We start from the raw sequence: 13,359 nt of genomic DNA on the forward strand, positions 1-13,359 counted from the left end.
GCTACAACCTTTAAAATCAACCGCTTATCATACCGTGAAAGGCGGTTAGGACGAACACTAAATTGTTCAACTTCTTTAGACATATACACCTGATTTTGCGTATAGCCATTTCAGGACAAGACACTGCAAAAATGCGTTGTTTAGTTCTAAATAGCTATAAGGGTGGTATTGGCAGATTAGACTGGAAAAACAGTAATAATAGCAAAAGCGAATACTTCCATACAAATTAAAGAGTACCATTCGATAAAAGAGGCGGTAATAATTGGTACTCTTCCGGTGTGCCATTTACTGTGGAGAAATGCGGGCTAACGCCGGAGAAATGCAGATGGCAGACTGTTAAGGTCTGCCATCTGTGAAAACTGCCTTTATAGTTCCAATATTATTTGGCGGCCGTATATAAGTGTAGCCGGTTTACAGATACATTTTTATCTGCAGGAGACGTCCTGGTAATCAAAGGTGTTGTAGTTGCAGTTACATCTGCAGCCACTTCTTTAAAGAATCGTACAATCAGCGGCGGAACCGTATAGGGATAACCATGTCCGTCATTGTATTGCAATAAAATTACATTATCATTGATGCGGGATTGATATTTCGTTCCTAAAAGTCCGCCTGTACCGGTAGCCCACACCGAACTGTCTGCAGCGCATTTGTTTATAGTGCGTACTTCCTGCACAGTTAGTTGCTGATCTGCAAAAGGCACATGAATATCCTCTGTACCTGCAATATGCATTACCGGTATTGGCCTTTTTCCAAGCATGGTATCGAGCGTTGTGCCTGCCGGGCACAACGCTGCTATTTTATTCCTGCGCTTAGCCCAAAGGACGTCGTACACAAAGTCGGCACCGTTTGACCAGCCGTGGACAAATACGAGGTTTGGGTTGACGTTGTACTTATTTACAAATCTGTTTAACATGGCAGTAAAAAACTTCAGGTCCTGATCGAGCTGACCATTTCTGCAATTGATTTCTGCAACAGTAGTTTGCCAGCCAGCCTGCTTACAGTTCGAGTCCACCGGAGTTTTTGTAATTAAACCCTGCGGATACACCACAATGGCCTCGGGCCAAAAAAATTCAAATCCTTTTTCTGCAAAACCAAGGTCAGTTCCACCATGCCCATGAAAGGCAAATATAATAGGTGGCTGACCTGAGCCGCCGGTTGCAGGATGCACCATCGCCTCGCGGGTAATGCCATTGACTACCCAGGTCATCTTCTGCAATACCGTAACATTGGTAGAATCTGTACGTGAAACACCATTCGCGTCTGTTACTGTAAGAAAGAAAGTATAAACCCCTGGTTTAAGATTACTCACCAGGGTAGTGTCATTGGTTGGATCATCAATTTTAGCAGTAGAATTGCCACGCGTTTGCGTCCACTTAAAAGTAACCGGACCATCAACATCCGATCCTTTTCCACAAAGTAATGCGCTATCGGCAGGATACACTAATCTTCTCACCGGCCCTGCATCTACCTTAGGCGGCTTGTTCGCAGCTGCAAAAAAAGGCAATAAAATAAACAAGCTAAAAACGGCTTTAATAAACACTTTCATAGTCAAAGAATGGGTTTTCAGTTATTGTATGTACGATCTGGCTTTCAACTAGTTGTTTGGTGTATGATTCATGAAAAGCCACACATACAAAATGGTGAACAAATATATTGCTAATTACTTATATATAGGTATGAATACCAAAGATATTTGCGAACAGTTTATTATATACCAGCGCACTACGCTGTCATCTGATGCGAAGCAGTATGATTATCAATGTTTTTGCACAAATGCTGTACATAAAAACGGCAATAGCAACAGTATGCATTATCACTTATCATAACACTCCATAAGATTGGATTGCAATGTTAAGGATAAGGATGTAAACGGAGGAAGCTGTATGGCATATCTGTTCTCCGGTCTAAAATAGCGTTGGAAGTACGTTATAGCGTTTCGCGCCGCAGCCTCCCATGTGGGGAGTTGAATTAATTTGCCAAGTGACTTTAATATGAGTTCTTGTTCCTGAAGGTTGCAGGTTTAGTTGCCCGATCTTGAAATGTATAACTTCTTCAACACTGGCGTGGCCACCGCATATTTGCATTCTCTACACCGCTCCGATTTCACCCGCAGTTAAACAACAGATACTACGACAAAAGCCAACCAGCCCCGAAAAAGTACAGGTAGCAGGCTATTAAGCCTGCTACCTGTAAGAAGTTGTAACCACATTGGCTCAAAGAGACGAACCTGCCTGTTGGCATACCGGGTTACATAAAGTATGCACTATTATTCTTTTTGCTATGCTGCAGCTCTTATGCCTCTATGGTTCAGATAGTTATTTTTAAATAGTTTGCAAGTACATTGTCAAGTAAATATATTTAAACGCTACTGCTACCATTTCGGATGATGAGACACCATCCGTTAGAAAGGCTATCGGCGGGTGGAGACACCCGCCGAACACTTAAGCTATTTAGTTGACAATGTAGTAAGCATCACTTTTTACAATTCCAATTATTATTTACCTGGCAGTGTTTATATCAGGGAAATTATCTGGATGCAGCCACTTCCTTAAAGAATTTTACAATGTAAGGCGGCACGCTAAAAGGATATGCATGGCCACCATTGTATTGCAAAAGGACCACCGGATCGTTGATAGAAGAAGGATATTTTGTTCCTAAAAGGCCGCCTGCACCTTTAGCCCAGGTACTACCGGAAGAACACTTGTTTAAGGTGCGGACTTGCTGCACCGTTTGCTGCTGTTTGCTAAATCCTATTTTATCATCCTGTGTACCTGCTACATGTATTACCGGCATTGGTTCTTTTCCTTTTATGGTACCTAATGTTGCCCCTGCCGGAGATAATCCTGCTAATTTATCTGCCCGTGCGGCCCAGAGTACGTCGTAAACAAAACTGGCACCGTCCGACCAGCCGTGTACGAATACATGTTTTGAATTAACGTTGTACATACTCTTAAATTTAGACATCATCGCATCAAAAAACTTCACGTCCTGATTCGCAATTCCAGTGTTACGATTTACTTCGCCAACCGAAGACTGCCAGCCAGAGTTATTTCCATTCCGGTCCGACCTGCTCTGTGTTCCCAGGCCTTGCGGATACACCACAATAGCTTCGGGCCAGTTTACCTCAAATGCTCTTTCTGCAAAACCCAGATCCGTTCCGCCATGTCCGTGGAAAGCAAAGATGACTGCAGCCGAACCCTTGTTGCCGGTGGGGGGATGCACCAATGCTTCGCGGGTAACGCCTTCCACCGTCCAGGTCATTTTTTGCAATACAGTAACAGAAGTAGAGTCTTTCCGTGAAGTGCCGTTTTTATCTGTTACGGTAAGCAAAAAAATGTAAACACCTGGCTTCAAGCCGCTTACGTCTGTAGTTGGACGGGTTGGATAGGCAATTTTAGCGGTAGAGTTACCACGGATTTGTGTCCATTTAAAAGTAACCGATCCTTCTTTATCCGATCCACTTCCGGAGAGGGTTGCCGAACTGGTAGGAGACACTAGCCTTCTTATTGGTCCTGCATCCGCCTTAGGCGGTGTGTTTCCGGATGCGGAAGCGGATAAATCATCCGAGGTGGTGCTATTAAGCATGGGATCCGTTAATTGCTCTTTCTGGCAACTCACCAAAAACAAGGCTGTAACCACTACCACGAGGATAGAATACAGGCTTATAACACTCTTTTTTTCAAAAGCAGATGCTTTTATTACAGACTGCGCAGGTTGGTGTGTAGATGCTGCTTGCGTCCTTTTAAAAATACAAGAATAAAAGGTACTTTTCAATAGGTTAATCGTTTGCACTAATGGGTAGTGCTTGTGTGTCTTTGACTTGATACTGTGTGGGAACATAAAAATTTTTTGTTTAAATTAATTTCCGCGCACTAAGCAACATCCGTACCTCTTCCCAAAATGGGAGTTTAAAAAAAGCTTAAAGAGATTTAAAACGATAAAGATTTGATGGAGGAAAAAGCGAATAGAGCAGCAACGGTTTAAAATAATTGTTTGCCCTACAAAGACTTAACACACTCACTGAGTTCTGCGCGCAAAGCATTCTAAAGAATTTACCTCACAGAACAAGTGAGCAATGGATAAAAAATACTTCTTACAATTTGATTGCTGTTAGAAAGAGGACGGGATTAAAAGAATATTTTAAACAGGCGATTTAATATCCCCCTGCTTATCCAGCGTGCCGGGCTCAATTGGGAGGCAAAGTGATATAAGCAGGCAATACATCAATTCAGGGGAATGGGTATTAATATCGCTTGTGAGATTGCTAATAGTAATTCCCAAAATAAGTTTAGCCCAATAGCGGGCAACCACACCAGCTTATTAGGGCTAAACTTTCTATTTACAAGAGACATTTCGCCTCTGAAAGGCACATATTTATTTGAAGCCAGCTATTTCCTTGAAAAATTTCACCATTTCCGGCTGCACAGTTGAGGGAAATATGTGGCCACCGTCGTACTGTAAAAAAACCACGTGGTCGTTAATGGGAGAGTCATAGTGCGTTCCCAACAATCCGCCCGGACCTTTTGCCCATAACGTACCGGTAGAAGAACACTTATCTAAAATACGGTCGTTTTTCGAACTCTGCTGCTGTTTGCTAAAAGATACTCTAGTGTCATCTGTACCAGCAGCGTGAATTACCGGCATTGTTCTTTTACCATCTATAGTTTTTAATGTTGCTCCGGTGGGTGCCAGCGCTGCTAATTTACTGCCACGGGCAGTCCAAAGCACATTATATATAAAATCGCCACCATCTGACCAGCCGTGAACGAATACCTGATTTAAGTTGGCATTGTACCGCTGCTCCAATTTGGTTAACATGGCATCAAAGAACTTCAGGTCCTGATCTTTAATACCAGTGCGGCTGTTGACTTCGCCCACCGAATTCTGCCAACCAGGCTGTTTGCCAGTCTTGTCCCCTCCGCTCTTGGTAGGTAAGCCTTGCGGGTACACCACAATAGCTTCGGGCCAGCTTAGTTCAAATTCCTTTTCGGCATAGTGAACATCGGTACTGCCATGGCCATGAAATGCAATGATAACAGGTGCCGAACCGGAATTGCGGGAAGACGGATGCACTAACGCCTCCCTGGTAACGCCTTCAATGTTCCAGGTTACTTTCTCCAGCACAGTAACCGTAGTTGTATCGGTATTGGAAGCGCCCTTTTTATCAGTAGCTACAAGAACAAAGGTGTATAAACCGGGCTTAAGGTTAGTTACTGCAGTACCCGGCCTGGTAGGCTGTGCAATGTTGGCCGTAGCAGGTCCATCAGTCTGCTTCCATCTGTAGGTAATGCCGCCGTCAGCATCCGAAGCATTTCCGGAGAGGGTTGCCGAAGTGGATGCAGGGTACACTACTACCCGCATCGGTCCTGCATTTACCTTAGGCGGTGTGTTTATCAATGCGGAAGCCGACAAATCACCTGATGTAGTACTGTTGAGAACCGGATCACTTAGCTCCTCTTTTTGGCAACTCACCAGCAACAGGGCTGCAACAATTACCACAAAGAAGGAATTACCTACCGCTTTTCTCTCTGCAAAAAATAACTTTTCTAAAGAAAGTTTCGCAATCTGAAGCTGGAGTGCCGTTTTGATGTTTCTGAAAGTACTCAGAACGGGAGCAATTTTAGTTTGGTTAATCGTTTGCGCAAATGCATAAAACTGCTGTGTCTTTGACTTGATTGGATGTGGGATCATAAAAACTATTTATTAGAAATTTTTGCGCGGTATTGACAACAACCATACCCATTCCCAAAGTGGGACTTTAAAAAAAATTTAGAAAGAGCTTTAAAATGGCTTAAAATAATAATATGAATGAGCGTAAGATACGGGCACAGGTAAGAAGGAAGTAGTGTCTTATCCTGTAAAATAAATGTCTTTCGGCGGTACTTACCTTACGGGTTACTGCCCCGGGCAGGCAAAAGGGAGCTGTGGCAGCGTATAGCAGCTATGCAGTAACCTGGGAGTAATGCCGGAAAATTATTATTACCTTTTACCTTGGTTGCTAAACGCCAACAACTTCGAAAAACATAAAAATATATTACATTTCCACTCTTGAAATGTAGTGCAGATAGCCATCTGCAACCACCACCGTCAATAACTAAATCATGAGAACATTCCCGCTCATTATCGCTTCGCTCCTGTTTATTCAATTCATTACGGCGCAGTCAAACAACATTAACAGGCTCCTCTATGGCGTGGCTTATTACGATGAGTACATGCCGTACGACCGCCTGGATAAAGATGTGCAAATGATGAAAGATGCGGGCATCAATGTGGTGCGCATTGCCGAAAGTACATGGAGCACCGTAGAGCCGCAGGATAGTGTGTACGACTTCTCGCATATAGACCGCGTGCTGAATGCGATGAACAAGGCAGGCATCCATGTGATTATCGGAACACCCACCTATGCTGTGCCTACCTGGCTGGTGCGCAAATATCCCGATGTATTGGCTATTACGCCGTCTGGACAAAACCAGTACGGCGCACGCCAGAACATGGACATTTCCAACCCGCATTTCCGCTACTATGCAGAACGTGTTATTAGAAAAATATTGGAGCATGTAAAAGATCACCCAGCCATTATCGGCTACCAGATAGATAACGAAACCAAAGCCTATAACACTACCGGTCCCGACGTGCAAAAGCTGTTTGTGCAATACATGAAAAACAAGTTTGTCACCTTGGACAGCATCAACCGTGCATTCGGACTGGACTACTGGAGCAACCGAATTAACAGTTGGGAAGATTTCCCTTCGATGGTGGGTTCTATTAATGCAAGCGAAATTGCCGAGTTTTCCAAGTTTCAACGCCAGCTGGTTACCGATTATTTGCAGTGGCAAGCCAATATTGTAAACGAATACAAACACCCGGATCAATTCATCACCCAAAACTTCGACTTTGAATGGCGCGGCTTTTCGTACGGCATACAACCCGATGTAGATCATTTTGCGGCAGCCAAAGCAGTAGATATTGCCGGCGTGGATATTTATCATCCTACGCAGGATGCGCTTACGGGTACCGAAATTTCTTTTAGCGGCGATGTAGCCCGCAGCATGAAAGAAGGCAAAAACTATCTCGTGCTCGAAACCGAAGCACAGGGCTTTCCGCAATGGGTGCCTTATCCCGGTCAGTTAAGATTGCAGGCATTTTCGCACCTGGCAAGTGGCGCCAATATGGTGGAATACTGGCATTGGCATTCCATCCACAACTCGGCAGAAACCTATTGGAAAGGCTTGCTCAGTCACGATTTTGAACCCAACCCTACCTATGACGAAGCGAAGACCATCGGTAAAGATTTTGACCGGCTGAGTACACACCTGATCAATCTTAAAAAGCACAACGACGTAGCCATTTTGTTCAGCAATGAAGCCTTAACGGCGTTCAACCTTTTTAAGTTTGGCTGGGGCAGCAATACGAGTTATAACGATGAACTCCGTGCGCTGTACGATGCTTTATACCGCATGAATGTGGGCGTTGATTTTGTAGACCCCAACAGCAAGAACATAGAAAACTACAAGCTATTAATTGTACCTATTTTATATGCCGCGCCCGACAGCTTGCTGCAACGGCTGAACCGTTATGTACACAACGGCGGTCATATTGTATATACGTTTAAAAGTGGCTTCTCCAACCAAAACGTAAAAGTGCGCACCGTGCGCCAGCCGGGCATTATCTCCGAAGCCTGTGGTATTTATTACAGCCAGTTTACCATACCGCAAAACGTGGGTTTAAAAGGCGGCTTTTTTAGCGCAGCCAGCAACAGCGTGCGCAACTGGATGGAACTGATTACGCCTACGACTGCCAACGTACTGGCATACTACGACCACCCGGTCTGGGGCAAGTACGCTGCTATTACGGAAAATAAATATGGTAAAGGACTGGCTACTTATATCGGCTGCATGACCACCGATTCGCTTACCGAAAAGATATTGGCAGATGTGGTACACAAGGCCGGCTTGTGGGGTGCTGCGCAAAGCCTGCATTATCCCATTATCACCAAAAGCGGCGTGAATGACAAGGGTAAAATGGTGCATTATATTTTCAATTATGCTGCCCAGCCTGTTACAATTACTTATCCTTTTGGGAACGGCAGGGAGTTGTTGGGGGATAAAGCAATTGCCCAGCATAGTAGTATGGTGTTGGATGGTTGGGGCGTGGGGATTGTGGAAGAGGAATAGATTTACTTATAAAATAGCTTTCTTCCCTTTATAATTATATTTGCCAATACCAATTTTGTTGCTGTATGTATCAACTCACCCGTAAAAAAAGGCATCCTTTGATTAATGTTGTATTGATTGTTTTTGCGCTATCCATTGCAACAGAGATTTCAAGAGTTGTTTTCCAAGAGCCATCCATTGATGAACAATTAGTAACTACCGCGGAAGAAGTTAACAAGCACTGCCCATTGATAGTAGATAGCGTAACACAGCTTGATAATCTGATGGCTTTACCCAATCACAAACTGCAATACAACTACACCTTTTATAAATATAATAAAGCAGATATTGACACCGTTGTTCTGAAAAACAATATGAAAGAATCGCTTATTAATAAATTGAAGACCGACCCAAAGCTGGCTAATTTTAAAGAAAATAATGTATTCATCGGAGCTAGTTTTTACGATATGACCGGCAAGTATGTTTGTAACTTGTTTGTCACCCCTGGCGAATATGGAAAATGAGTAAATGTAATATAACGGTTCGTGAAGACACGAACTGGGGCGGGAGTAATTTCAAGATTCAATGTGGAGGCAGGCAAAATGTAAAAATTAAGTAAGGAATGGACGAATACTACTCGCAGATACTTAGGCAATTCCTGGGTGAAGAACGAACAGGCAGTACTGAACTCATTGATGAAACAATAAGAATCGCCGCCGGTATCGCTGCAAGAAGCCAGAGTACAAGTAGAGCGGCTCAGAGAACAGAGCCGGTTAGCCGTAAAGAAAGGGCACATTACAGCGGTATATTAGCTGTTTGCAAAGAGGATGCAACGCTATAAACATAAAAAAGCCCCGCTTTTGTGGGCTTTGCAAAGTTATTAGCAGCATACGGATGGATTGTACTATGCCGCTTATTGGTACGCATGTCTCTATTGATTTTCATCGCTAATTAACATGTCCACCAACACCTACCTCATGAGTTTTGGTGCCTACTCGTGCAGACGCACTGCAAGAACTAACGGAGATACCAATTACCATCAGCATAGCTACAATTATTGCATACTTTTTCATACTATTTATGTTTTATTATATAGTAATAAAAACTATGCCGTTGTTGGTTTTCCGCGTTCTTCAAGGTTAGCGCCAGCGCAGGAGTAAAAGACAAAAGCAGCCCTCTCCCGATCTGCCCTTTTCAATTATACGTTACAGCTTATCTTTCTCCTGCCACTTCACGCCGTCTATAAAGCAAAAACAACACTTCATATAAGCAATTGCACCAGAAAAGTAAAAAGCGTAGCACCCGGCTGCTGCCCTATTGTATGTTTGCCGGAGAACAGTAATCCCTAAACCCACAATAAGTGCCCTATGAAGCGTATTATATGCCTGGTTCTAATCATTTTTCTTAATTATATAGTCAGTGCCCAAACTCAGCAAAAGCACGATGTAGTTGTAAAAGCAAACGGCGATGAGCTTACCGGAGAAGTACTGGAAATTGGCGATAGTACCATTCGTTTTACGTACGCTGGTGAGAAGCTGGTGTACACGATCAAAAAAACAGACATTAATAAAATCACTTTCACCAGTGGAAGAGTAGAGCATTTTACCAAATCAAACCCGCCGGCACCTAATCTTTCACCAGCTCCTGCTGTGCAAACGGTGCCGGATGAAGAAAGGCGCAACAAAATAGCTATTCTTCCATTCACCTTTTTGAAGGATGGACAAATTACTGCCCAGGAAGTAAGTGAGGCAGTGCAAAATGAATGCTATGCTTTTTTAAGTAAACATTCGGGAATGTACACCGTAGATAACCCGCGCAATACCAATGTAAAGCTTAACCTGGCAGGTATTACCAAAGCAACCATCATGAACTATACGATGGCTGATATTTGCAAAGTGTTGGGCGTAGAATACGTGATAGATGGTATGGTTTCGCAAAACAGTACTACCCAGAGTACATACAGTAATGCAAGCTATAGCGCTAAAGTAAAAGACGATAATAGTAAATCTACCAACAAGACCACCGCAAGCGCGTCTGGCAGCAGTTATTCCAGTACTTCCCAGAACTACGAATCAACTACTGACATGAAAATTTACAACGACAAAAACGATGTTATATTCAGTCAAAACAGAAAGTCTTTCTGGAGCGATGGAGATGCTTATAAAAGCACTATTGAATACTTATTGAAACGGTGCCCGTTATATTCCAAATAGTTGCTTTTTATTGAAATACCATGCACGTCTCTATCGGCAGGTGAAATATCTGCCGATAGAGGCAATAGCCCGGGTCTACTATCCACATTTTTTTCACTCAGTTCAAAATGATTGTTGTTCCAGTAACTGGCATCTCCACTCTTGCCATCAGTGATCAGGAAGTCACATACCTGAAACCTCAATGGTTCTACAGACCGGTGAATCTTTACCAATGACCTTTAACCGCAGGACTGAATGCGTGAGCTGGCAGCGTTTGATAGCAGCCTTTCATGAATGCTACTAACAAAGCAGTGATAGCATTCATCCGGGATTGCCTGGTCAGCGCTATACCATAATGCTCCTTCACGTAGACACACTGGTCATTAAGGCTCTACTCTCTATCCGGTGCAATGTGCTGAACCAGCGTCTCCAAAAATACTACTTCACTCCACAGGGAGGAGCGGCGTACAGTAAAGCCGTTTTGTTTAGCTAATTGTTCTATCCGCACCCGCTCGAAAAACAACTAAATCATTTTAAGGTATAGAGCTTACTCAAATCTATCTGCATTTCTGCTACTATACTCCTCCTCAGCTATATATCTTTCCCGCCTTAATCTGACAGCTATGGGGTCGTTATGCACCGGTTTAATTCTTTGAATGGATACGTTATCGAGAAGCTTCCATTCGCATGTAATATGTATGCATTTGGGTAAAACACTTGCTACTACACAACAGATGCCGCCAGTGCAAGCGGCGCATTAACTATATACTCCGATAGTCCGGTATCTTGGAGGAACCTATTGCTAAAGAGTGCTGCTGTTTCTTCCTTTAATAATGCACTCCTGCATTCTTTCCATTGTTGTGCGTTAGCGCCATACATGTGTTCAATCAGTCCCGGAAAAGACCAATCTGCATTTTTACCCCAGTGTATTGTAAATGGAATATTATTAGCTTGTAATACCTCGATAATGCGTGTACAAAACTGAGGCAGGCTAATGATATTATCTCTTTGAGGATTCCAGATCAATCCATCAATTTCCAGCATACAGGTAACCGGGAATCTGGTAAATGCAAGCGTTGCATCAGATTGTCTTACAAACCGCATAGCATAAAGTCCAGGTATGGGTCCTTCATTTTTTGCCAGGTTTGCCAACAGTTCCAATGCCTTAGGTGAATCCCTGCTATCCACACCTACTGCACAGGCGTAGGCTGGTCCCTGGTAGCCGGCATCCCAGAATATTTCGCCAATCGTACCGGTCACCTGCAAGTCAACAGGAGGCAATACCGATGTTTGTAATAGCCGGATAAGCGACGGTATGCTGTTTCTGAACCTTTCAGCAATACTGGTAAACAAAAGAATCAGGTCGCGGTAAATAGCCGTTTTTATTCTCGGTACCGGATCGGGGTAGCCGCTCCGATATGGCTTTTTATACATGGCTTCTACCACATACTCTGTATCGTTTACATAAGGATTGATGAATATTTTATAATGATATGGACGTAAAGGTTTACCACCGGCATCTGTTTCACCCTCAACCACAAAATCAGCATCTTCAAACGCTAATGTTTGCGCAAGCTGCAATGCCTTATCCTTACTGATGCGCTTTACATACCGGTTAAGTAAAAAACGGTTTTCTGCTTCTACTGTTATTCCATGAATAAAACCAAAAGACCCAAGGCTTACCAAAGCTGCTTTAAATAAATCATCATTGCGAATAATCCTTGCCTTTATCCGGCTGGCGAACACATCGTTCAACGCAGGCCTGGTATGACGTTCCAGGTAAACAATATCATCTATCCCCGCTCCTATTATCAAATTGATACCCACAACACTATCCTGCACCGAACCTACATCCAGCGCCGAGCCATGCACGCCTGTAGATACACAGCCTGCTATTGTTTGCCCATTACTGGCCCCGGTTGTTTTCAAAGATTTTCCATTGTCGAAAAGAAACTGGTTTATCTCTTTAATAATGTTACCGCACTCAAAGAAGAATAAGTTCTCCCGTACATAAGTGGCGTTTGGGTGCAACTCATCTACATCAATTGTTCTTTTCAGGTTCATGGCAGTATTAAAATGCATGTTGTCTTTTTGATGCGCAATGTGCGACATTGACCATGCCGAGCCATACGCTCTGAAACCTTCCCGGTTGCTCAATGCCAATTGAATAAGCCGCTGTATCTCTGCTGCAGCATCGTTGTAGCGGTCTGTTATAGAAGGCATGTTTCCCTTTGCTTCCAGTAGTGTTTCATATAAGACTTTGGTAGGAAAAGGGCCATTATTGTGAAAAGTGTCCCAGGATCCTATTTCATGTTTAACAGTAGTTGCCATATCAGTCGGATTGTTTTAAGCATACATATTTTATTTTCACTTGCCGCTTTTTACCGAACGTGATTACATTTAGCAACACACCGCCAAATGTAACCTTGTATTCAAAAGAATAAAAGCCTCCCGATGCACATCTTTCAATTAAATAAAACTCACCCTCCACTGGTTTTAAGGTAATAACCGTATCCAATACATGTACTCTTTTTCCCCTGTAAAAGTCCTCGGAAGTATTAAGTGGATCAGGTTCCGGAATACCATTTTTATTCATCAACCGAACAGAATAGCATGAAGAAAGAAGTAACGATAACAGGATTGTTACAACGAACGGATGAATCACTTTTTTGTTTGAAATAGCAGGTGATTCCATAAGCACCGAATTTTATTTAGTGAATGGTTACAAACAAGGCACAAGTCCTCTGCCAGAAGTAATTACGAATAAATACTATTTACACAATACAGCATAGATAATTGTTCGTAATGATGAACTTAATATTGAACGTATTTCAGAAGGTCAAGGAAACAATATGCACGTTTATTAAAGGTATAATCTTTATCAAATATTCTGAAATCTTATTAGAGCATAAAAATGAGAACAATGAAACGAGTCTGATTTATTTACAATATTTATCCTATAAAAGTGACTGCAATAAAAATTACACCTACAATCTAATAATATTTGCCCTTCT

At 42.8% G+C, this 13,359-nt stretch carries 9 protein-coding genes; 4 read left to right on the forward strand and 5 right to left on the reverse strand.

Annotated elements, in window-relative coordinates:
- Nucleotides 1–379: 379 nt before the first annotated feature.
- The 3 genes from FC093_RS10080 to FC093_RS10090 all read right to left on the reverse strand — a co-directional run bounded on the left by FC093_RS10080 (nt 380) and on the right by FC093_RS10090 (nt 5,691).
- Nucleotides 380–1,546, reverse strand: a complete 1,167-nt coding sequence (locus tag FC093_RS10080) for an alpha/beta hydrolase family esterase (RefSeq protein WP_137261658.1) — start codon at nt 1,544–1,546, stop codon at nt 380–382.
- Between the two features lie 980 nt (nt 1,547–2,526).
- On the reverse strand, nt 2,527–3,774 hold the full coding sequence (locus FC093_RS10085) for an alpha/beta hydrolase family esterase (protein WP_137261659.1): 1,248 nt from the start codon (nt 3,772–3,774) through the stop codon (nt 2,527–2,529).
- A gap of 600 nt (nt 3,775–4,374) precedes the next feature.
- Nucleotides 4,375–5,691: an alpha/beta hydrolase family esterase gene (locus FC093_RS10090; protein ID WP_137261660.1), complete on the reverse strand. Its 1,317-nt coding sequence runs from the start codon at nt 5,689–5,691 to the stop codon at nt 4,375–4,377.
- Between the two features lie 410 nt (nt 5,692–6,101).
- Between FC093_RS10090 and FC093_RS10095 the strand changes: the two genes are divergently transcribed.
- The 4 genes from FC093_RS10095 to FC093_RS10110 all read left to right on the forward strand — a co-directional run bounded on the left by FC093_RS10095 (nt 6,102) and on the right by FC093_RS10110 (nt 10,366).
- Nucleotides 6,102–8,174: a beta-galactosidase gene (locus FC093_RS10095; protein ID WP_240743255.1), complete on the forward strand. Its 2,073-nt coding sequence runs from the start codon at nt 6,102–6,104 to the stop codon at nt 8,172–8,174.
- Nucleotides 8,175–8,272: 98 nt separating this feature from the next.
- Nucleotides 8,273–8,677 carry a hypothetical protein gene (locus FC093_RS10100; protein ID WP_137261661.1) on the forward strand — a complete coding sequence of 135 codons (405 nt, stop codon included), beginning with the start codon at nt 8,273–8,275 and terminating at the stop codon, nt 8,675–8,677.
- Between the two features lie 98 nt (nt 8,678–8,775).
- Nucleotides 8,776–8,994: a hypothetical protein gene (locus FC093_RS10105; RefSeq protein ID WP_137261662.1), complete on the forward strand. Its 219-nt coding sequence runs from the start codon at nt 8,776–8,778 to the stop codon at nt 8,992–8,994.
- A 526-nt stretch (nt 8,995–9,520) separates the two neighbouring features.
- Nucleotides 9,521–10,366 carry a hypothetical protein gene (locus tag FC093_RS10110; protein ID WP_137261663.1) on the forward strand — a complete coding sequence of 282 codons (846 nt, stop codon included), beginning with the start codon at nt 9,521–9,523 and terminating at the stop codon, nt 10,364–10,366.
- Nucleotides 10,367–11,068: 702 nt separating this feature from the next.
- Here FC093_RS10110 and FC093_RS10115 read toward each other — a convergent pair.
- A complete protein-coding gene (locus tag FC093_RS10115; RefSeq protein ID WP_137261664.1) occupies nt 11,069–12,676 on the reverse strand; it encodes an FAD-binding protein in 1,608 nt (535 codons plus the stop codon).
- Between the two features lies 1 nt (nt 12,677).
- The gene (locus FC093_RS23745; protein WP_170971047.1) at nt 12,678–13,040 is read right to left on the reverse strand and encodes a hypothetical protein; all 363 of its coding nucleotides are present in this window, start codon (nt 13,038–13,040) and stop codon (nt 12,678–12,680) included.
- Nucleotides 13,041–13,359: the final 319 nt, after the last annotated feature.

Source organism: Ilyomonas limi (assembly GCF_005233845.1).
In the GTDB taxonomy this organism is placed as follows: domain Bacteria; phylum Bacteroidota; class Bacteroidia; order Chitinophagales; family Chitinophagaceae; genus Ilyomonas; species Ilyomonas limi.